Origin of the sequence: Streptomyces sp. NPDC058284 (assembly GCF_042881135.1) — a bacterium.
In the GTDB taxonomy this organism is placed as follows: domain Bacteria; phylum Actinomycetota; class Actinomycetes; order Streptomycetales; family Streptomycetaceae; genus Streptomyces.
The window spans coordinates 165,695-184,995 of record NZ_JBHVYE010000018.1 but is presented as its reverse complement, the minus strand read 5'-3'; the positions used below and the strand labels follow the sequence as shown (position 1 = coordinate 184,995).

Below are 19,301 nucleotides of genomic sequence, written 5' to 3'. Positions count from 1 at the left end.
GGCGGACACTGTCCGCCGGGCCCCTCCTCGTAGTTCACGGTCCGGCTCAGGCGTCGAGAACCTGCCCCGCACGCTTCACGACGGGCGGCTCGACACTCCACGGGAAGTTGATCCACTCGTCGGTGCGCTTCCACACGTACTCGCACTTCACGAGGGAGTGCGACTTCTCGTAGATGACGGCGGAGCGCACCTCGGCGACGTGGTCGAGGCAGAAGTCGTGCACGAGCTTCAGCGTCTTGCCGGTGTCGGCGACGTCATCGGCGATGAGCACCTTCTTGTCGGTGAAGTCGATGGCGTTGGGCACGGGCGCGAGCATGACGGGCATTTCCAGCGTCGTCCCGACCCCCGTGTAGAACTCCACGTTCACGAGGTGGATGTTCTTGCAGTCGAGCGCGTACGCGAGCCCGCCCGCGACGAAGACGCCACCACGGGCGATGGAGATGATGACGTCGGGCTGGTACCCGTCGTCGGCGATGGTCTGCGCGAGCTCTCGCACCGCGCGGCCGAACTTCTCGTAGTCAAGGTTCTCGCGCACGTCACTCATGCTGGATGTCACACCTGGGTCCGATGGAAATTGAGGAAGGAACGGGAGGCGGTGGGCCCGCGCTGCCCCTGGTAACGGGACCCGTACCGCTCGGATCCATAGGGCTCCTCGGCAGGCGAGGTGAGCCGGAACAGACACAGCTGCCCGATCTTCATGCCCGGCCAGAGCTTGATCGGCAGCGTGGCGAGGTTCGACAGCTCAAGGGTGACGTGACCCGAGAAGCCGGGGTCGATGAACCCGGCGGTGGAGTGCGTGACCAGCCCGAGCCGCCCGAGGCTGGACTTGCCCTCGAGCCGGCTGGCCAGGTCGTCCGGCAGGCTGACGACCTCGTACGTCGACGCGAGCACGAACTCACCGGGGTGCAGGATGAACGGCTCGTCGCCCTCGGGCTCCACGAGCCGCGTCAGATCGGCCTGCTCGACGGAGGGGTCGATGTGGGGGTAGCGGTGATTCTCGAACACCCGGAAGTAGCGGTCCAGCCGCACATCGATGCTCGAGGGCTGCACCATGGATTCGTCGTACGGGTCGATCCGCACCCGTCCGGAGTCGATCTCGGCCCGGATGTCCTTGTCTGAGAGAAGCACGCACCGAGGATACGCAGAGCGCGCGGGCCCGCCCCAATCGGACGGACCCGCGCGCCCACTCCCGCCTTTTCCTTCTCCCGCTACTGCCGCTGCTGCCGCTACTGCCGCTACTGCCGCTACTGCCGCTGCAAGGTCACCGGCACGGCGTGCCGGAGCCGGGCACAGCGCGGGCAGCGGATGAGCCGGCCGGGACCGAGTCGGTCCGCCTGCTGCATCGGGAACGAAGCGGTGCTGAAGACGTGCCCTTCGGCACATCGGACGACGGTGCGCTCCATCAAGTCCTCGAGTCCCTTCCCCAGTCGTGGGTGAGCTCGTACGTACCCGTACTCACTCGTCTCTCGCTCGCCTCCGAGCCGACGACGAAAGCCCACATTACGGTATGAAAGGGACGCCACTCCAGGCGGCACGACCACGTCCCACGGTACGCCCCAACTCCCTCCCGCCGCACGGCACGTCCCCCTCCCGGACAGCGCTCGGACCCCGCGGCGAGAGCGCCCGGGGCCCGAGATGAGGTACAGTGTGCGACGGTACGACACCGCTTCTGGCGGCGTCTTTCGCGGGTGTAGTTTAGTGGTAGAACATCAGCTTCCCAAGCTGAGAGTGCGAGTTCGATTCTCGTCACCCGCTCCACAGTTGAGGCCCAGGTCAGCGACCTGGGCCTTTTTGTTGTCCTCGCTGATCGCTCGCCGCGTGTCAGATCCAGTCCGTCAGTCACTCAGCCCACGGATCACAGCGCCCGCCGAAGGCTCATCCTGGTTAATCGGTGTATGGCAACGCAGCCCGGTCCCTCTGCTCTCCGTCGCGCCAAGTTCGCCCGACGCGTGCCAGCCACGCTCGGCGAACTCGTCGGTCCTCGACACGGCACTGTGGCTCTGCCGTTGCATCTGGCCTGGTCGGGGCTGACCACGTTCGATCTCGATCAGCCCCGGCTACGGATGAGCTATTACCGCATCGTCCTGGCCGAGGGCCTGCACGACGACCTGGTCCGGTACCTCCATCACGACCTCCTCATCAGCTTGTGGCCCACACTCCGCATGCTCATCAGCCGCGATATCCGCGAGGTGTGGGAGAGCTCCTTCGACGAGCTCGCTCGCGTAGCGCAGGCCGCTGCATGAACCTCACAGAGCTGCACCGTCGTCTGCTTGCGGACGTCCTCGCCGTGGTCGGTGTCTACCCTCTGGCGCTCACCGGTGGTTACGCAGTTCAGGCGCACGGACTGGTCGACCGGCTCAGCCAGGACCTCGATGTCGCGACCGAGAATCCGACGCGCATGGAGGACATCGCTCATCGTCACGGATCCCGTCAGCCGTGAGGAGTGCGAGGTCGACGTTCTCAAGGAGACACTTTGGCGGCCGCCTGTGCACACCGAGCACGGGTTGGTGCTGTCTCTCGAAGACGTGATCGGCACCGAGGTCCGCGCACTGGTCGACCGTGGGCTGGCCAGGGACCTGATCGACGTACGGGCCGCGGCGGACCGCTGGAGCCATCCGGAGCTGGAGGAGCTCGGACGTCGCCACGCCCGCGACTCCTTCGACCTGTGCGAACTGCAGGCCCGGTTGGCCGGGGCCGAGTGGATCGACGACACGGAGTTCTCCGCTTACGGGCTCGACGAGCCGGCTGTCGACGAGCTGCGTCGGTGGGCACAAATGTGGGCCGACGACATCGGGGAACGGCTCCAGGAGCTGGAGGCTCCGCACGAGAATTGAGGACCAGCCCTCACAGTCGTTGTCAGCGATGAGCTCGCGATGCTCAGCCGCTGACCGTGCCGAGGAAGTGGTCCGCGTCGTCCGGTTCGGCCAGGCGGCCGAGTTGTAGCCAGGAGCCGTCGTGGAAGCGGAGGTCGAACGTGGCGAAGCCTCGGGGCTGGTTCGGTTCGGCTTCTATGCGGGCCTCGGGCAGGGGGAACTCCGCAACCGTGCGGAAGTCGTCCGCGCTGGTGGGGCAGAGACGGCGGCCCGGGGACGCTGCCACGCAGATGCGGTCCGGTGTCAGCAGGATCAGGCGTCGTGGGCTGGGTGAGTCGCTGTACCAGCGCAGCAGCAGGCGGCCCGCGGTGAGGTTCCAGTCGCCGTCGAAGAGGCCGTTCGTCGGGGTGGTGTTGTCCTCCGGGGCGCTCCCGGCCGTGCGGTCGGGGGTGGCGTGGCCGGTCCCGCCTCGGGGCCGCGGGCGGCGCGTGCGGCGGCCCCGCTCCCCGTTCTGCAGCGTCCGGTCGAACTTCTTGCCGAGCATGTCGATCAGGATGAACGGCACGACGACGAAGCAGAACACCACGGCGCCGACATACAGCAGCCAGTGGTGCCGGGACTTGAGGCGGCCCTTGCCCGCGGCGCGGTGCACTTCCTTGGGTGGGGCGGGAATCGGCTTCGCGAGCTCGCACCAGACCATGGCTGTCGGGTCCTCGCCCAGGATCTTCCGGGCCCGCCGCCGGACTTTGCGCTTCGCCATGCCGATGATCTTAGGCGGCGAGGGAACAAGCGTTCAGTTCGAGCCAATACTGTGCGTGCCGTTCTCACCGAGTGGGTGGTGGTGCGTCACCATCGGCCTGCACGACGTGCCTGGAACGACGGGCCCCGCTCCCCTCGGCCCGTGACCCCCCGTGTTCGCCGGGTCCGGGACGTTTCCGATAGTCATCGGGCTCCTCCGGCAACCGGGGCGGACTCGGCTAGCGTCGCGTCCTGCGTACGAGGAACAGGGGTCTGCATGATTCGAGCCAGCCTGTCCAGTGAGGCCGTGCCCCCGGAAGAGCGGTTCGACTGGTGGTACGGGCTGAAGTCCGCCTCACCGATCGCGACCACGTTGCACAGCGACCACACCGACGACTTCCCCGTCGCGGTCGACCATCTGGACCTGGGCGCGGCGACGCTGACCGCCATGGCGTACCCATCGGCCGAAGTACGCCGTACCGCCCGGCACATCCGCCGCGGCGACCCCGGCAGCCTCCAGGTATCCCTCACTCTGCAGGGGCTCAGCGGCTTCGAGCAGGCCGGCCGCAACGTACGGTTCGGTGCGGGAAGTCTTCTCCTGTACGACTCCTCGTCGCCCTTCGAAGGGTGGATGCGGCGAGTGGACGGCAGCGGCGCCCCGACCCGGAGCATCGTGGCCACACTGCCCCTGCACCTGCTGCCCTTCCCGCCCGACCGCCTCACCGCGCTCGTCGCCCGGCCGATGTCCGGCACCGAGGGGTTCGGGGCGCTGCTCGCCCACTTCATGCGTCAGGTCACGAACGACGTCGGGCAGTTCGGGGACACCAGTGCCACCGCGGACCGGCTCTCCCACACGCTCGTCGACCTCGTCGGACATCTGGCCGCCGAACACCTCGACCGGGAGCGCGAGTTGCCGGTGGAGAGTCGCAGACGCACGTTGCTGCTCCAGGTGCAGAGCCATGTCCGCCGGCATCTGCGCGACCCGGCGCTGAGTCCGGACAGCATCGCCGCCGCGCACCACATCTCCACCCGCTATCTGCACCGCCTCTTCCAGGAACAGGGCCTCACCGTCTCCTCCTGGGTCCGGCACTTGCGCCTGGAACGCTGCCGCCGGGCGCTGGCCAATCCGGAACTCGTCACCGTCCCCATCGGCGCGATCGCCGCCCGCTGGGGCTTCAGCCAGCCCGCCGTCTTCACCCGCGCCTTCCGCACCACGTACGGACTCACACCCAGCGAGGTGCGTGCGCGGGGCGTGCACGCGCGAGAGGTGCACGCTCGCGAAGTGAGCGCTCGTGAAGGGCGTGCCCACGCGATGGCGGGCCGCAGCGGTGCGCTGGCGGTCAACGGGAGTGCGCTGAGGGTCAACGACGCCGGGTGAGGCGGTCGCCATACTCGTATGCGGCGGCGCGTTCGGGGGCCGCCGCCAGTGTCCGCCACTGCGCCCATGGTCAACGGGGGAGGGCGTCGGGGCGCGCACGCCAGATGGGCGGTGTGCCGGGCCGTGGTCGGTTCGGCGCGCCGCCCGGTGGCGTAGTGGCCTGTTGGCCGCTCGGTCGGTGGCCTGCGGCCATGCGGCCTGCGGCCATGCGGCCTGTGGCCATGTGCCTGTTTCCGGTCGTCATGCCGTGCGGAGGACTGCCCTCCGCCCTCCGCCCTCTGCCCTCTGCCCTCTGCCCTTACCAGCGCACCCAGGCGGCGCCATCACCGCACGTCGTCCCCGTGCCGTCCCCGTGTCATCAAGAAGGCATCGGCAGGTCCCGTCCGGTTCATGTGGCGCTGGTGAGGTGGCTGCACCGTACAAGGACGTTTTGAGGAGTTCCGCATGGCCAGATCGCGTCTGTCCCGTCGTCGGCTGACAGCCGCCGCCGCTGTGGTCGCCGCCACCGCCGCGGCCGTGGCCGGCACCGCATCGGCCGGGGCCTCCGACACCAAGGACCAGGCCCGGCGGGCCATCCAGGGCGGCAAGGCCAAGAACGTCATCCTGCTCATCGGCGACGGCATGGGCGACTCCGAGATCACTCTCGCCCGGGACTACACGGTGGGCGCGGCCGGCCGGCTCAACATGGACAAGTTTCCGCTGACCGGCGCCTACACGACGTACTCCGTGCACAAGGACGGCTCCCCCGACTACGTCACCGACTCCGCGGCCAGCGGCTCCGGCTGGGCGACCGGTGTGAAGACCGTCAACGGGCGGATATCGAAGACGCCGGGCAGCGACAAGGCCGTGCCGACCATCCTGGAGCTCGCCCAGAAGAAGGGGTACGCGACCGGATCGGTGACCACCGCCGAGCTCACCGACGCCACCCCCGCCGTCCTCGCCTCGCACGCCACCGACCGCAGCTGCCAGGGTCCGGCGGACATGGCCAAGTGCCCGGCCGACACCATCGCCAAGGGCGGCCCGGGGTCCATCGCCGAGCAGAGCGTCAACCACAAGGTCGACGTCCTTCTCGGCGGCGGAAAGCAGCGCTTCGACCAGAAGGTCACCGACGGCAAGTACAAGGGCCTCACGGTGACGGAGCAGGCGAAGCGGCTCGGGTACCAAGTCGTCAGCAATGAGCGGGAGTTGAAGGCGGTCAAGTCCGTCAAGGGCGGCAAGCCGGTCCTCGGGCTCTTCGCACCCGGCAACGTACCCGTCGAGTGGACCGGCAAGGCCGCCGCCAAGGGCGGCACCGATCCGCAGCGCTGCACCACCTCCAACCCGGGCCGCCCGGCCGGCACGCCCGCCCTCGACGACCAGGCCGCCAAGGCCATCAAGCTGCTCGAGGCCAAGCAGCGGAGCGCGAAGGGCGGCAAGAGCAAGCAGGGCTTCTTCCTCCAGGTCGAGGGCGCCTCGATCGACAAGCAGGACCACGCCGCCGACCCGTGCGGTCAGATCGGTGAGACCGCGGCGTTCGACCGTGCCGTGAAGGTCGCCCGTGACTACGCCGCCAAGCACCCCGACACGCTGGTCGTCACCACCGCCGACCACGCGCACACCAGCCAGATCGTGCCGCTGGACGCGCAGCCGCCGGGCCTGTCCTCCACGCTGGTCACGGACGAGGGCCAGCAGCTGAAGGTCAACTACTCGACCAACACGCCGGGCGCCTCGCAGGAGCACACCGGTACGCAGGTGCGGATCGCGGCGCAGGGCCCGCAGGCCTACCGCGTACTCGGCGTCACCAACCAGACCGACCTGTTCACGACGGTGCGGGAGGCGCTGCGGCTGCGCTGAGTGTGCGCGGCGGGGGCCGGTGGGGTGGCGGAGGTCGACCGGTCGACGGGGTCCGTCCCGGTGGCGGGGCCCGTCCCGGTGGCGGGGCCCGTCCCAGTGGCGGGGTCCGTCCCAGTGGCGGGGTCCGTCCCGGTGGCGGGGTCCTTCGGGGGGGACGGAGTCCGTCGGGGGGGCGGAGCACCCAGCTGAACCACCACCGCGGCCCAGAACGCGGCACTAGCCTGACCGGCGATGGACACACTGATCTCTCCGCTTCTCGAACACCTGGACCGGGAGAGGCCCGGGGATCTTCTCGGGGTCTACCTCTACGGCTCCGCCAGTACCTCGGGGCTTCGGCCGGACAGCGACATCGACCTGCTCATGCTCACCCGCCGCTCCCTGAGCATGTCCGAACGCGCCGCGCTGGTCTCGTTGTTGTCCGGTATCTCCGGGTGGCGCGGTCACGCCGAACGCTTTCCCGACGCGGCGCACCGTCGGCCCATCGAGCTGACGAGCATCGTCGTCGACGAGATTCGGGGCGGGGTGCGGGACGAGACCCGGGACGGGATGCGGGCCCGGATCGACCTCTTGGGTGGGGGCGCGCCTCGTCGCGACTTTCAGTACGGCGAGTGGCTGCGCGCGGAGCTCGCCGAAGGGCGCCTTCCGCAGCCTGTGGACGACCCCGATGTCGTCGTCCTCCTGGCCACCGCTCGCTCGGGGCACCGGGTGCTCCGTGGCCCCGCCTTCGGTGACGTCGTCGCCGCCGTTCCGAGTGGGCTGCTCAGGGACGCCGTGCTCGCCGTCGTCCCGGCCGTCCTGGAAGAGACCGAAGGCGATGAACGCAACGCCCTCCTCACCTTGGCGCGCGTCCTCGTCACGCTCGACACCGGCCGGATCGTCTCCAAGGACGCCGCCGCAGAGGCGGTCGCGCGCACGCTCGCACCGGCCGACCGCCGGCTCCTGGAGCATGCCCGGGCCGGCTATCTCGGGACGGTCGCCGACGACTGGACCGGCCTCACCTCGCGGGTGACCGCGCTCGCCCACGTACTGGCGGACCGGGCCCGGCGTCACCATGACGGGGCCGGTCCACCCGTCGGCGGCGCAGACGCTGCGGAGTGACAGTCCGGGGTGGGTCGGGGCCAACGTACGGCGGGGCCCGGAGGGCGGCAGTGGGACGTCAGCGGCACGGCAGCGGGACGTGAGCGGGCGCGGGCAGAGTAGTGGATGTCAGCAGGTCAGGCGCTGGATGTCACAAGGCGCGGCGCTGGTTGTCACAGACCGGGCAACCGCCGCGCCACGTTTCTCGCGATCACTCACGTCATCACCGGCCGCTCGCGCCATCACCGGCCGCTCGCGTCATCACCGGCCATTCGCTTCATCGCTGACTCGCTCACGTCATCACCGACTCTCACTTCGCGTCATCACCTCCGGGGGAAGTTCCATGGGTACGTTCCGCAGCCGCCGCTCCACCGTCCTCGCCGTCACCGGCGCCGCCGTCTTCGCCCTGTCTCTCACCGCCTGTGGCGGGAGCGACTCCGACGCGAAGCCCGCCGCCACCTCCAAGTCCATCGGCTCGGCCCAGTCCGACGGCTCGGCCCAGTCCGACGGCTCGGCCGAGCCCAATACCTCCGGCGAGACCATCAGCTCGGGTCAGTCCGCGCAGGGCGGCTCCGACGCCACGAAGGCCTCCGCCTCCCGGGACAAGAAGACGGTCGCGATCGCGCCCGCCTGCACCACCAAGGACGTGGCCATCAGCGCCGCGCGCCAGGACGGGCCGCCGTACACCCACATCGTCCTGACCGCCAAGAACACCTCGGGACGCAGCTGCACGATGACCGGCTTCCCGGAGATCCAGTTCCTGGAGAGCCACAAGCAGAACGTGCCGGCCGTCGCCAAGAGCAAGCCCGCCGCGCCCGTGGTCCTGAAGGCCGGTGCGCCCGCGTACGCGCTGGTCAAGGTGTCGGACGGCGGGGTGGACGAGACCAACGAGCCCGTCTCGGCGTTCTCCGTGACGTTGCAGGGCGGCGGCGGTATGGCCGCGGTCCGGGCGCCGGGCAGCGGCGGCATCGCCGTCGACCCGGCGAAGGCGCTGACCGGCTACTGGACGTACCAGCTGCGCAACGGCGCCGACGACTTCTAGGCCACAGCCCTTCCGAACCAGGCCGCCAGAGGTGCTGCTCGGCCGGGCCGGCGGACCGGCGGACCGGCTGACCGGCTGACCGGCTGACCGGCCGAGCTCAGTCGATCGTCTTGATGACCCGGGCGGGCACTCCCGCGACCACCGTGCCGGCCGGAACATCACGAGTGACCACCGCGCCGGCAGCGACCACCGCACCGGCTCCGACGGTCACCCCCTGCGTGATCACGGCGGCCGTCCCGATCCAGACGTCGTCCTCGATGACGACCGGGGCGAAGGAGAGGTACTCGCGGCGCTCGGCCAGGGGCAGTGGATGACCTCCGGTGATGAGGCTGACCTTCGGGGCGATCATGACGCCGTTCCCGATACGGATGCCGCCCTTGTCCATGAAGGTGCACCCCTGGTTGACGAAGACGTTCTCCCCGAACGTCGTGTTCAGTCCGTGCTCGGTGAAGAACGGCGGGTAGATCACCACCGACTCCGGCAGCGGGGCACCGAACACAACAGAAAGTAGTTCCGCGCGGCCTTCGCTGTCGCTGAACGGAAGCACGTTCAGACGAGACGTCGCATCGGTCACCTCCGTGATCCGCTCCGCATGACGCGCGAACTCGGGCGTACGTACGTACATGACCTGCTCTGTGCGGGTAGACATGCGCTGATCCCACCACCGCGCAGAACACTCGATCAAACAACCCCGCACCACTACAGACACAACCAGTGGTTGTGAAAGTAGGGTGGGAAGCGTGGATGCCGAAGCACTGCGGACGTTCGTGGCCGTCGCCGAGACCGGCCAGTTCCAGGCCGCGGCCGACGAGCTGGGGATCAGCCAGCAGGCGGCCTCCAAGCGGATCGCCGCCCTGGAGAGGCACATCGAGGTCACGCTCCTGGTGCGGACGTCCCGAGGCTCCCGACTGAGCGTGGACGGGCAGGTCTTCCTGCCGCACGCCAAGAAGGTTCTGGCGGCCGTCGAGCAGGCCGAGCAGGCTGTGCGCCCCGGAAGCCGTCCCTTGCGCGTCGATGTCCTCAATCGACGCATCTCCCCGGCCCAGAGCGTCTACCGGTTCTACCGCTCCCACCCCGAGACGGGCCTGGACGCGGTCACGCTGAGCAAGGAGCACGCCGCCCAGGCCGCCCAGGCGGTGCTCGAAGGGACCGTCGACGCGTCCTTCCGTGCCCTGCCGGCGGACCAGGTGCCGGCCGGGATCAGCACCGAACGACTCCTGGACGTACCCCTGGAGCTCCTGGTCGGCCCCGGCCACCCGCTGGCTGACGCGCCCCGGGTCAGCCCCGCGGACCTGGCCGGTCACCGCATCTGGATCCCCGGGATCAGGCCGAGCACGGAGTGGGCAGCGTTCTACCGGGCACTGTCCGAGGCCTTCGGCCTGAGCGTCGACGCGCTCGGCCCCCACTTCGGTGACGAGGCCCTGATGGACGCTCTGGCCGACTCGGCCTCGCTGGCCACCCTCATCGGCAGCGGGGACCGGTACCTGTGGCCCCAGACCCACGACCTGCGACGCATCCCGCTGCACGACCCGACCCCGGTCTACCCGCACGTGCTGCTGTTCCGCAGCGGAGACCAGCACCCCGTGCTGACCGCGCTACGCGATCATCTGCGCGCCACGGCCCCGCGAACCCCGCACGACGTGTGGGCACCGGACTGGGTAGCCGGCTGACCGGACGAGCGGAGCAGGAGACCAGACAGCCACAGGCTCTCAGAGCCTGTCTTTGAACCCCCGCCTGCGCCCCGGCGCCCGGCACGCACGCTCGGCGCACGGACAGGCTCTCAGTCCGAGCCGCTGCCCGAACCGTTGCCGCGTCGTCGGTCCGACTTGGCCGCGGACGCGACCACTTCCGCGCAGACCATCGTCACCTTCGCGACCCCGTGGACCCAGCGCGGGCCGCCCCGCGCCGCCCAGACCACCGCGGCCAGGCCCACCGCCGCGACCGGCACCGCGATGCCGAGCAGCACGATCACCATCGCCTCTCCCCCTTCCTCCGCACAGGGAGAGGCGATTTCCTCAGGCCGGGTTCCGTGCCGGGAAGCCGTGCCTGCGGGCCGCGACCACGGTCAGCAGGACGGGGGCCAGGAGCAGCAGGATCGTCCACGGGAAGGACGAGGTGCCGACGAGGCCGAGCAGGACGCCGCCGAAGACGCCGCCACCCGCCATGGCGACGTTCCACAGGGTGACGAGCATGGCCTGAGCGGCATCCGCCGTGCCGCCCCCTGCATCGCCATTCGCGTCACCCGCGGCGCCCGCGGCCGTCTGCAGAAGTGTGGGGGCGCCGCCCCAGCCCAGGCCCCACAGCGCCACGGCGACGTACACGAGGGCCGGGGTGTCGGAGAAGGCAGCGAGGACGGCGGCGGCCACCCCGATCAGGAGCACGCTCGCGAGCGTCAGCGCGCGCAGCCCGCGGTGGATCAGTGCGCCGGTGATCCAGATGCTGACCAGGGACGCGGCGCCGAAGAGGAGGAGCACGAGGTCGGTCGAACCGCCCATGCCGAGCGCGTCGAGGAACGTGGCGATGTACGTGTACAGGACCGTGTGCGCGAGGACGAGGAGCAGGGTGACGAGCAGGACCGGTGCCACGCCGGGTACGCGCAGGGTCCGCAGCATCGGGGTCTTCGCGCCACCCGGTTCCTGCCCGGGGAGGTCGGGGACGAGGGCGGCGATCCAGCCGAGCAGGCCGACGGTGAGGCCGGTCATGACCAGGAACGCCACCTGCCAGCTGAGCACCTTGCCGAGGAACGTGCCTGCCGGTACCCCGAGCGACAGCGCGACCGGGATGCCGGCCATCGCGACGGCGATCGCCTTGCCCTGGAGGTGGACGGGCGCCAGGCGGCGTGCGTACCCGGCGAGCAGCGCCCAGGCGAGGCCCGCGGCGACACCGGCGACGAAGCGGGCGCCCATCGTGAGGGTGTAGTTCCCGGAGACCGCGGTGACGGTGTTGGCGGCGGCGAATCCCGCCATCGCCACGAGCAGCAGCCGCTTGCGCCGCCAGCCCGCGGTGGCCGCGGTCAGCGGTATCGCGGTGAGTGCGGTGCCGATCGCGTAGACGGTGACGGTCTGCCCGGTCGCCGACTCGCTGACCCCGAGGTCGGCGCTCATCGCGGGCAGCAGGCCCGCGGGCAACGTCTCGGTGAGGCTGGTGATGAAGACGGCAGTGGCCAGGGCGAGGAGGGCCGGGAGGGGGAGCCTTTGGGGCGGGGTGGGGATGAGAGTGGGGGTGGGGTGATTCGGCGGTCGGGTGGGGGTGAGGGTGGCTTTCGCCGGGCTCTTCGCGGGGGCTCCTGGGGTGCGCATGGGGTGGGGTCCTTTTCAGTACGGGGGTTTCAGTACGGGGGTTTCAGTACGGGGGTTTCAGTACGGGGGTGGGGGGCGGGTACGGGTACGGGAGGGGTACGGGTACGGGAGGGGTACGGGTACAGGTGGGTGTGCCGGGCCTCCGCTGCTGACGGGGACGACTCTGCTCGCGGGCGCTTCGGGATCGCTGACGGTCCGCTGACGGCCGTCGGACCCCGTGCGCGCGGCGGTGTGTACGGTGATCCGCATGCGGTTCGGGGTGCTGGGTCCACTGACGGTGTGGGACGGCGAGGGGGAGCCGGTCAGGGTTCCCGAGGCGAAGGTCAGGGCGCTCCTCGCCGACCTTCTCGTGCACGAGGGGCGGCCGGTCTCCGCCGACCGGCTCATCGACGACCTGTGGGGCGATGCCCCGCCCGGCAACCCCGCCAACGCCCTCCAGGCCAAGGTCTCCCAGCTGCGCCGCGCGCTCGGCCGCGACCGCGTGGTGCACCAGGCTCCCGGCTACCGGCTGCGCGTCGACACGGCCGCCGGTGACGAGATCGACGCCGACCGTTTCCGCTCCCTCGTCGACAGCGCGCGAGCCGAGGCCGACCCTCGCGCGCGGGCCGACATCCTCACCCGCGCCCTGGAGTTGTGGCGCGGGCCCGCCTACGCCGACCTCCGCGACGAGGAGTTCGTACGCGCGGCGGCCGACCGGCTGGCCGAGCAGCGGCTCGCCGTACTGGAAGAGCAGGCCGAGGCGCGCATCGCCGCAGGCGACCACACGTTGCTCATCGGGGAGATCGCGGATCTTGTCGCCCAGCACCCGTTGCGGGAACGGCTGCGGGCCGTGCAGATGCGCGCGCTGTACCTCGCGGGCCGCCAGAGCGAGGCGCTCGCCTCGTACGGGGCGCTGCGCGAGCGGCTGGCGGAGGAGTTGGGGGTGGACCCCGGGCCTGAGCTGGCCGCGTTGCACGGGGCGATCCTGCGACAGGACCCGGCGTTGACGCATGTCGGGGGCTCAGGGGCGCGGGGCGTGGGGATCGGAGTCTCAGGCCCCGGGGGCTCGGGGCCAGCCACCTCGGCACCCCCTGCTTCGCCCTCTCCTCCCCCTGCTCCCCCTGCTCCCTCTCCTCCCCCCACCCCCCGTACCAACCTGCCCGCCCAGCTCACCCCGCTCGTCGGGCGTGCGCACGCCGTGGCGGAGATCGGCGGGCTCCTCGCCTCCGCGCGCCTCGTCACGCTCACCGGACCCGGCGGTGTCGGCAAGACACGCCTTGCGGTGGAGGCGGCGGTACGGCAGGCGGATACGACGTCGGCCACCACAGCGGCGCCCGGCGTGACGGAGAGGGGCGGGACGCCCGACGGGGTCTGGCTCGTCGAACTCTCCGGTCAGCGCGGCGGAAGCGGCGTCGACGACCTCGCCCAGGCCGTCGCCACGGCCCTCGGTCTGCGCGACGAGACACCCTCCGGGACGCTCCTGGACCACGTCGCCCCGGCCACCACCCCCACCGAACGCCTCGCCGCGACGCTCCGCGACCGCCGCACACTCCTCGTCCTCGACAACTGCGAGCAGGTCGTCGAAGAGGCAGCCGAACTCACGGACGTACTCCTGCGTGCCGCGCCCGGCCTCCGCGTCCTGGCCACCAGTCAGGAGCCGCTCGGGCTCACCGGCGAGGCGGTGTTCCTGGTGGAGCCGCTTCCGGCGGCCGACGCGGTCGGCCTCTTCACCGCGCGCGCCGCCGCGGCGGCCCCCGGCTTCACGGTCGACGACCCCGCGGACGCGGCGGCCGTCGCGGAGATCTGCCGCCGCCTCGACGGCATTCCGCTCGCCCTGGAACTCGCCGCGACGCGGGTACGCGCCCTGGGCGTAAGGGAGTTGGCCGACCGGCTCGGCGACCGCTTCCGGTTGCTCACTTCGGGGCGGCGTGGCGCACCGGCACGGCAGCAGACGTTGCGGGCGATGATCGACTGGAGCTGGGAGCTGCTCAGCGTGCCCGAGCGCATCGTGCTGCGTCGCCTCGCCGTGCACCGCGACGGCTGCACGCTGGAGGCGGCGGAAGCGGTGTGCGCGGGGGAAGGGGTGACCCGGGACGAGGTCCTGGATTTGGTCACGCGCCTCGTCGACCGTTCGCTGGTCGTCATGGCACCTGGTCCCGCCGGGACGGCGCCGCGCTACCGCCTCCTGGAGTCCGTCGCCGCGTACGCCATGGAGCGGCTGCACGAGACGGAGGATCCGGCCGACGTCCGCGAACGGCATCTGTGCCACTACCTGGACCTCGCCGAACGGGCCGAGCCCCGGCTGCGCGACGGCGGCCAGTCCCGCTGGCTCGCCCGCCTGGACGCCGAGGCGGCGAACCTTCGCGGGGCGCTGGACGAAGCGGTACGCGGCCCGTTCCGGCCGGAGGCGGTCCGCCTGGCCACGGCACTGGCCTGGTGGTGGCTGCTCCGGGGCCGGCTGACGGAGGCACGCCGCGCGCTGACGACGACAGCGGGAGCGGTGTTCGGCGCGGCGTCCGGGGGTGCGGTGGGGCCCGGCGCCGGGTCCGACGACGTGGCGCCCGGCGCCGTGTCCGACGACGTGGCGCCCGGCGCCGTGTCCGACGTGACTCCCGGCGCCGCGCTCAGCGCCGAGAGCGCCGCCCCGTCCGGCACCACGCCTGACGCCACATCTGCCGCCACCCCGTCCGACACCACCCCCAGCGCCACGCCCAACACCGCCCCCGCCCCCTCCGAACTCCTCGCCCTCCGCGACGCCTTCGCCCTCCTGACCGGTGAGCGGCCCACCCCCATACCCGCCGGTGAAGCCACCACCCACCACCCCCGCACCCTCTGGCTCACCGCCTACGGGCTCTTCTGCGCAGGCGACCCCCGCGCCAGTGAGGAGGTCAACGCGCGAGCCCTCCACCGTGCCGCCGAGACCGGGGACCGGTGGAGCACCGCCGCCGCGCTCGCCCTGCGCGCGATGCTCGCCCTGATCCGGGGGGACCTCGGCGCGATCGGCGACGACGGGCCGCGCGCCGCCGCGCTCTTCGCGGAACTGGGCGACCGCTGGGGCGAGTTGCAGACCGTCGCGCCGCTCGCCGTGCTCGCCGAGATCAAGGGGGACTACGACGAGGCCGCGCGCCGCCAGGCGGAAGGCCTGGTCATCGCCCGTGAGCTCGGGCTTCGGGCGGAGGTCGCGGCACGGCTCTCCGGGCTCGGCCGCCTCGCCCTCCTCACCCGGGAGTGGGAGCGGGCACGCGAACTCCACGAGCAGGCAAGGACCTTGGCGGCCGAACAGGGCTACCGCTACGTCGAGATCCACGCGGAGATGGGCCTCGCCCTCGGAGCCCGCCGCTCCGGCGACCTGGCCGCGGCCGAGACGTATCTGCTCCACATCCGCGACCGCCACGCCGACGTGTCCTCACCGGCGGGCGACCACCTCCACCACGCCGAACTGGGCTTCATCGCCGAGCTCCGTGGTGACGGGCCCGGCGCCGAGGCCCACCATCTCCTGGGCCTCAAGGCCGCCCGCGCACTCGCCGAACCGCGCGCCCTCGCCCTCTCCCTGGAAGGTCTCGCGGGCGCGGCGGCCGTCTCCGGCAAGGCGGAACACGCCGCCCTGCTGCTCGGCGCGGCCGACGCGGCCCGGCAGGGCGCGGGGGCCCCACTGCCGCCCGCCGAACGCGGTGACGTCGACCGGATCACCGCCGTGGCCAAGGCGGCGCTGGGAGAGCCTGCCTTCGCCGAGGCGTTCACGCGGGGCGGCACGGATCCGACACCGGACGAGCCGGCCCACCTTCTCCCCCCGGATACAGTGGCAAGATTCCGCGCTTCACCACTCATCACGTCCGCGGAGCACGGGAACACATTCACAGGGGGGACCTGACATGGCACTGTTCGGCAACGCTCACACCGTCGACCCGGCCAAGGCGCAGAACGAGTACGCGCGCCTCCTCGGGCACGGCGAGCAGGTGCACGCCGCGTACACGCTGATACGCGACACCATGCTGTTCACCGACCGTCGGCTGATCATGATCGACAAGCAGGGCATCACCGGCAAGAAGGTCGAGTACCACTCGGTCCCGTACCGCAGCATCACGCACTTCGCGGTGGAGACGGCCGGGCACTTCGACCTCGACGCGGAGCTGAAGATCTGGATCTCCAGCAACCCGACGCCGATGCAGAAGACGTTCACCAAGGGCGTCGACATCTACGAGGTGCAGGCGATCCTGACGCAGTTCGTCGCCCGCTGAGCAGCGGCTGACGCCGAAGAGGGGCCGCTCACCGGGAGAACCCTCTCCCGGCCGGCGGCCCCTTGCTTCGTACCTCGTGCCCCGTGCCCCGCACCCGCACCCGCTACTTCGGGTCCTTGTTGAACTTCGACGTCGACCAGAAGTAGCCGAGCACCGCCAGGCCCACGCACCAGCCGACGGCGAGCCACCCGCTGTTGCCGATCTCCGTGCCGAGCAGCAGGCCCCGCAGGATCTCGATGGCCGGGGTGAACGGCTGGTACTCGGCGATCGGCTGGAACCAGCCCGGCATCGAGTCGACCGGGGTGAACGCGCTGGACAGGAGTGGGAGCAGGATCAGCGGCATCGCGTTGTTGCTGGCCGCTTCGACGCTGGGGCTGATCAGGCCCATGCCGACCGCGATCCAGGTGAGCGCCAGGGCGAAGAGCGCGATGAGGCCGAACGCCGCGAGCCACTCAAGGACCGTGGCGTCTGTGGACCGGAAGCCGATGGCCACACCGACCGCGCCCACCAGGACCACGCTCAGGACCGACTGCAGCACGCTGCCGATGACGTGCCCGACAAGCACCGACGGGCGGTGGATGGCCATCGTGCGGAAGCGGGCGATGATGCCCTCGTTCATGTCGTTGGAGACGGACACCGCGGTGCCGATCACGGTGCTGCCGATGGTCATGAGGAGCAGGCCGGGGACGACGTACGCGATGTAGTCGGAGCGGTCCGCCCCGCCGCCCGCGACACCCGTGCTCATCGCGTCGCCGAAGATGTAGACGAAGAGCAGCAACAGCATGATCGGGGTGAGCAGCAGGTTCAGGGTGAGCGACGGGTAGCGGCGGGCGTGCAGGAGGTTGCGGCGCAGCATCGTGGCCGAGTCGCGCAGGGCGAGGGAGAGGGTACTCATCGGACGTTCTCCTTGGGCTGGTCGGGGATGCCCGCGGTGGCCGGGCCTGTGAGGGCGAAGAACACGTCGTCCAGGTCGGGGGTATGCACGGTCAGTTCGTCCGCCTCGACGCCGGCCGTGTCCAGCCGGTCGAGGAGGGAGCGCAGCGCGCGCTGGCTTCCGTCGCTGGGGATCTGGAGGGTCAGCGCCTCGTCGTCCCCGGTGACCTCGCGTACCACGGAGGCAGCCGCCCGGTAGGCGGCCGGGTCGGTGAAGCGGAGCCGGACGTGCCCGCCGGGGATCAGCCGCTTCAGTTCCTCCGCGGTGCCCTGCGCCACGATCCTGCCGTCGTTGAGGACGGCGATCCGGTCGGCGAGTTCGTCGGCCTCGTCCAGGTACTGGGTGGTGAGGAAGACGGTCACACCGCCCGTGACCAGCTCCCGGATGATCTGCCACATGTTGTGCCGGGACCGTGGGTCGAGGCCGGTGGTCGGCTCGTCGAGGAAGATGATCCGCGGGTCGCCGACCAGGGTCATGGCGATGTCCAGGCGGCGCTTCATGCCGCCGGAGTAGGTCGAGGCCGGCTTCTTCGCCGCCTCCACCAGGTCGAAGCGCTCCAGGAGTTCGGCGGCGACCCGTCGCCCCTCGCTCTTGGGCAGGTGGTGCAGGTCCGCCATCAGGAGCATGTTCTCCTCACCGGTGATGAGGCCGTCGACGGCGGAGAACTGGCCGGTGACGCCGATCGCCGCGCGTACCGCCTGCGGGTCGGCGGCGAGGTCGTGGCCGCCGATGTGGATGCCGCCGGTGCCCGGGTCGGCGGAGATCAGGGTGGAGAGGATCTTCACGGCGGTGGTCTTGCCCGCGCCGTTCGGGCCGAGCAGGGAGAAGACCGTGCCTTCCGGGACGGCCAGGTCGACGCCGTCGAGCACGACCTTGTCGCCGTACGACTTGCGCAGCCCGTTCGCCGCGATGGCCAGGTTGGTCATGAGAGGTGCTCCTTCAGAGCTGCGGGGTGGGGGAGTTGACGGAGTTGACCGGGGGCCGTTCCGACACGGGGCCCGGTACAGGACCCGACGGGGGGCCCGATGCAGGGCCCGTCACAGGACCCGTCACAGGGCCTAGAGGCTGCGGGCCACGATGTCGCCGTACGAGGTGGTCGCGTGGATGGCGAGGGCCGCCCCGGCGCCTTCGCTGTTCTTGAGGGTGTTGCTGATCCGGCCGTAGCTGGTGCCCGCGTCCAGCGAGGCGGAGACTCCGCGGGCCGCGCCCACCGAGATGTCGCCGGCGTCGGTACGCAGCTCGACCGCGCCCCGCACGGCCTCGTCGATGCGGATGGTGCCCTTCTTGACGCTGATCTCCGCCGGCCCGCCCAGGCGGCCGACCGAGATGTCGCCGTCGAGGAGGGCGATCCGCGCGCTCGCGGTCTCGTCGAGCTTGACCGGGCCCTGCGCCGCCTCGAAGACGACGTCGCCGAGCCGTCCGACGCCCCGGAGTTCGCCCACGGCCGCCTTCGCCTCGACACGGGAGCCGGTGGGCAGCTGGACGGTCACCTCGACGGCACCGGAGGCGCCGAGCAGCTGGTTCTTCGCCTCGGCCTTGATCCGCAGGACGCCGTCGCCGTACTCGACCGCGGTCTGCTCGGCCGCCTTCACGTCGCGGCTCTTCGAGGCGTCCGCGGGCAGGACCTCGACCGTGGTGTCGGCCCGGTCGGCGGCGATGAAGCGGATGCGGCCCGCGGGGATGTCGATGGTGGCGGCGACCGGGGCGGGGGTGGCGAACTTCTGCATGATGTCTTCCTTCGGCTTGTCGTGCTCGTTTCTGATGACGTGAACGCTACGTTGCGTTCGCGGATCCAGCAATAGACTTGTTGCATTGCAGCGCGATTCCCGCAGGTCATAAAGCATATTTCGTTGCAACGGCTGGAAATCTAATGCAACAACATCCCTGAGCTTCGTTGCAATGGATGAGAAATGAACGCTATGCTGGGGTCAACGACGACCGCACGCGACGCCACATCAGGCAGTGCCACG

Annotated in this window: 17 protein-coding genes, 1 tRNA gene and 1 pseudogene; 10 read left to right on the top strand and 9 right to left on the bottom strand. The window is 70.8% G+C overall.

Annotated elements, in window-relative coordinates; genetic code table 11:
* Nucleotides 1-46: 46 nt before the first annotated feature.
* A complete protein-coding gene (locus ACFVYR_RS24850) occupies nucleotides 47-544 on the bottom strand; it encodes a phosphoribosyltransferase (protein ID WP_384252180.1) in 498 nt (165 codons plus the stop codon).
* A gap of 8 nt (nucleotides 545-552) precedes the next feature.
* The gene (gene dcd / locus ACFVYR_RS24845; protein ID WP_125514051.1) at nucleotides 553-1,128 is read right to left on the bottom strand and encodes a dCTP deaminase; all 576 of its coding nucleotides are present in this window, start codon (nucleotides 1,126-1,128) and stop codon (nucleotides 553-555) included.
* Between the two features lie 556 nt (nucleotides 1,129-1,684).
* On the opposite strand from dcd, the gene ACFVYR_RS24840 reads away from it, so the two are divergent.
* The 3 genes and pseudogenes from ACFVYR_RS24840 (at nucleotide 1,685) to ACFVYR_RS24830 (ending at nucleotide 2,834) form a co-directional block, all read left to right on the top strand.
* Nucleotides 1,685-1,758 (top strand) — tRNA-Gly (locus ACFVYR_RS24840).
* 137 nt (nucleotides 1,759-1,895) lie between these two features.
* Nucleotides 1,896-2,243, top strand: coding sequence for a transcriptional regulator (locus ACFVYR_RS24835; RefSeq protein WP_384252182.1), 348 nt, complete (start codon nucleotides 1,896-1,898; stop codon nucleotides 2,241-2,243).
* Nucleotides 2,240-2,834 (top strand): annotated as a pseudogene (locus ACFVYR_RS24830) (hypothetical protein). The gene ACFVYR_RS24835 and the pseudogene ACFVYR_RS24830 overlap by 4 nt, the downstream one beginning before the upstream one ends.
* A 43-nt stretch (nucleotides 2,835-2,877) precedes the next feature.
* Here ACFVYR_RS24830 and ACFVYR_RS24825 read toward each other — a convergent pair.
* On the bottom strand, nucleotides 2,878-3,573 hold the full coding sequence (locus ACFVYR_RS24825; RefSeq protein ID WP_384252185.1) for a hypothetical protein: 696 nt from the start codon (nucleotides 3,571-3,573) through the stop codon (nucleotides 2,878-2,880).
* 255 nt (nucleotides 3,574-3,828) lie between these two features.
* Here ACFVYR_RS24825 and ACFVYR_RS24820 point away from each other — a divergent pair, with 255 nt between their 5' ends.
* From ACFVYR_RS24820 to ACFVYR_RS24805, 4 genes are all read left to right on the top strand, one after another.
* Complete coding sequence (locus tag ACFVYR_RS24820; RefSeq protein ID WP_384252188.1) at nucleotides 3,829-4,929, top strand: helix-turn-helix domain-containing protein; 1,101 nt, start codon at nucleotides 3,829-3,831, stop codon at nucleotides 4,927-4,929.
* A 444-nt stretch (nucleotides 4,930-5,373) separates the two neighbouring features.
* Entirely contained in the window at nucleotides 5,374-6,762 is a 1,389-nt protein-coding gene (gene phoA / locus ACFVYR_RS24815; protein ID WP_384252191.1) for an alkaline phosphatase, read from the top strand.
* A 231-nt stretch (nucleotides 6,763-6,993) separates the two neighbouring features.
* On the top strand, nucleotides 6,994-7,860 hold the full coding sequence (locus tag ACFVYR_RS24810) for an aminoglycoside adenylyltransferase domain-containing protein (protein ID WP_384252193.1): 867 nt from the start codon (nucleotides 6,994-6,996) through the stop codon (nucleotides 7,858-7,860).
* A 322-nt stretch (nucleotides 7,861-8,182) separates the two neighbouring features.
* Nucleotides 8,183-8,881, top strand: coding sequence for a DUF4232 domain-containing protein (locus ACFVYR_RS24805; protein WP_384252195.1), 699 nt, complete (start codon nucleotides 8,183-8,185; stop codon nucleotides 8,879-8,881).
* A 97-nt stretch (nucleotides 8,882-8,978) separates the two neighbouring features.
* Here the strand turns inward: ACFVYR_RS24805 and ACFVYR_RS24800 are convergent, their stop codons facing one another.
* On the bottom strand, nucleotides 8,979-9,506 hold the full coding sequence (locus ACFVYR_RS24800; RefSeq protein ID WP_384252560.1) for a DapH/DapD/GlmU-related protein: 528 nt from the start codon (nucleotides 9,504-9,506) through the stop codon (nucleotides 8,979-8,981).
* A gap of 115 nt (nucleotides 9,507-9,621) precedes the next feature.
* On the opposite strand from ACFVYR_RS24800, the gene ACFVYR_RS24795 reads away from it, so the two are divergent.
* Nucleotides 9,622-10,551: a LysR family transcriptional regulator gene (locus ACFVYR_RS24795; RefSeq protein ID WP_384252197.1), complete on the top strand. Its 930-nt coding sequence runs from the start codon at nucleotides 9,622-9,624 to the stop codon at nucleotides 10,549-10,551.
* A 110-nt stretch (nucleotides 10,552-10,661) separates the two neighbouring features.
* Here the strand turns inward: ACFVYR_RS24795 and ACFVYR_RS24790 are convergent, their stop codons facing one another.
* Nucleotides 10,662-10,856, bottom strand: coding sequence for a hypothetical protein (locus ACFVYR_RS24790; protein ID WP_384252200.1), 195 nt, complete (start codon nucleotides 10,854-10,856; stop codon nucleotides 10,662-10,664).
* A 40-nt stretch (nucleotides 10,857-10,896) separates the two neighbouring features.
* Entirely contained in the window at nucleotides 10,897-12,180 is a 1,284-nt protein-coding gene (locus tag ACFVYR_RS24785; RefSeq protein WP_384252202.1) for an MFS transporter, read from the bottom strand.
* A gap of 247 nt (nucleotides 12,181-12,427) precedes the next feature.
* Between ACFVYR_RS24785 and ACFVYR_RS24780 the strand changes: the two genes are divergently transcribed.
* Together ACFVYR_RS24780 and ACFVYR_RS24775 are read left to right on the top strand one after the other, a co-directional pair.
* Entirely contained in the window at nucleotides 12,428-16,030 is a 3,603-nt protein-coding gene (locus ACFVYR_RS24780; protein WP_384252205.1) for a BTAD domain-containing putative transcriptional regulator, read from the top strand.
* A gap of 1 nt (nucleotide 16,031) precedes the next feature.
* Nucleotides 16,032-16,397, top strand: a complete 366-nt coding sequence (locus ACFVYR_RS24775; RefSeq protein ID WP_384252207.1) for a PH domain-containing protein — start codon at nucleotides 16,032-16,034, stop codon at nucleotides 16,395-16,397.
* A 103-nt stretch (nucleotides 16,398-16,500) separates the two neighbouring features.
* Here ACFVYR_RS24775 and ACFVYR_RS24770 read toward each other — a convergent pair whose 3' ends face one another.
* From ACFVYR_RS24770 to ACFVYR_RS24760, 3 genes are all read right to left on the bottom strand, one after another.
* Entirely contained in the window at nucleotides 16,501-17,292 is a 792-nt protein-coding gene (locus tag ACFVYR_RS24770; RefSeq protein ID WP_384252210.1) for an ABC transporter permease, read from the bottom strand.
* Nucleotides 17,289-18,257, bottom strand: a complete 969-nt coding sequence (locus ACFVYR_RS24765) for an ATP-binding cassette domain-containing protein (protein WP_384252212.1) — start codon at nucleotides 18,255-18,257, stop codon at nucleotides 17,289-17,291. Before ACFVYR_RS24765 ends, ACFVYR_RS24770 begins: the two co-directional genes overlap by 4 nt.
* Nucleotides 18,258-18,389: 132 nt before the next feature.
* Nucleotides 18,390-19,058 (bottom strand): DUF4097 family beta strand repeat-containing protein, encoded by a 669-nt coding sequence (locus tag ACFVYR_RS24760; protein WP_384252215.1) that lies wholly within the window; start codon nucleotides 19,056-19,058, stop codon nucleotides 18,390-18,392.
* Nucleotides 19,059-19,301 lie beyond the last annotated feature (243 nt).

What these genes read in the sequence shown, in the direction of transcription:
- ACFVYR_RS24850 (WP_384252180.1), bottom strand. Translation starts at nt 544, where the DNA reads ATGAGTGACGTGCGCGAGAACCTTGACTACGAGAAGTTCGGCCGCGCG.
- ACFVYR_RS24835 (WP_384252182.1), top strand. Translation starts at nt 1,896, where the DNA reads ATGGCAACGCAGCCCGGTCCCTCTGCTCTCCGTCGCGCCAAGTTCGCC.
- ACFVYR_RS24825 (WP_384252185.1), bottom strand. Translation starts at nt 3,573, where the DNA reads ATGGCGAAGCGCAAAGTCCGGCGGCGGGCCCGGAAGATCCTGGGCGAG.
- ACFVYR_RS24820 (WP_384252188.1), top strand. Translation starts at nt 3,829, where the DNA reads ATGATTCGAGCCAGCCTGTCCAGTGAGGCCGTGCCCCCGGAAGAGCGG.
- phoA (WP_384252191.1), top strand. Translation starts at nt 5,374, where the DNA reads ATGGCCAGATCGCGTCTGTCCCGTCGTCGGCTGACAGCCGCCGCCGCT.
- ACFVYR_RS24810 (WP_384252193.1), top strand. Translation starts at nt 6,994, where the DNA reads ATGGACACACTGATCTCTCCGCTTCTCGAACACCTGGACCGGGAGAGG.
- ACFVYR_RS24805 (WP_384252195.1), top strand. Translation starts at nt 8,183, where the DNA reads ATGGGTACGTTCCGCAGCCGCCGCTCCACCGTCCTCGCCGTCACCGGC.
- ACFVYR_RS24800 (WP_384252560.1), bottom strand. Translation starts at nt 9,506, where the DNA reads ATGTACGTACGTACGCCCGAGTTCGCGCGTCATGCGGAGCGGATCACG.
- ACFVYR_RS24790 (WP_384252200.1), bottom strand. Translation starts at nt 10,856, where the DNA reads ATGGTGATCGTGCTGCTCGGCATCGCGGTGCCGGTCGCGGCGGTGGGC.
- ACFVYR_RS24785 (WP_384252202.1), bottom strand. Translation starts at nt 12,180, where the DNA reads ATGCGCACCCCAGGAGCCCCCGCGAAGAGCCCGGCGAAAGCCACCCTC.
- ACFVYR_RS24780 (WP_384252205.1), top strand. Translation starts at nt 12,428, where the DNA reads ATGCGGTTCGGGGTGCTGGGTCCACTGACGGTGTGGGACGGCGAGGGG.
- ACFVYR_RS24775 (WP_384252207.1), top strand. Translation starts at nt 16,032, where the DNA reads ATGGCACTGTTCGGCAACGCTCACACCGTCGACCCGGCCAAGGCGCAG.
- ACFVYR_RS24770 (WP_384252210.1), bottom strand. Translation starts at nt 17,292, where the DNA reads ATGAGTACCCTCTCCCTCGCCCTGCGCGACTCGGCCACGATGCTGCGC.
- ACFVYR_RS24765 (WP_384252212.1), bottom strand. Translation starts at nt 18,257, where the DNA reads ATGACCAACCTGGCCATCGCGGCGAACGGGCTGCGCAAGTCGTACGGC.
- ACFVYR_RS24760 (WP_384252215.1), bottom strand. Translation starts at nt 19,058, where the DNA reads ATGCAGAAGTTCGCCACCCCCGCCCCGGTCGCCGCCACCATCGACATC.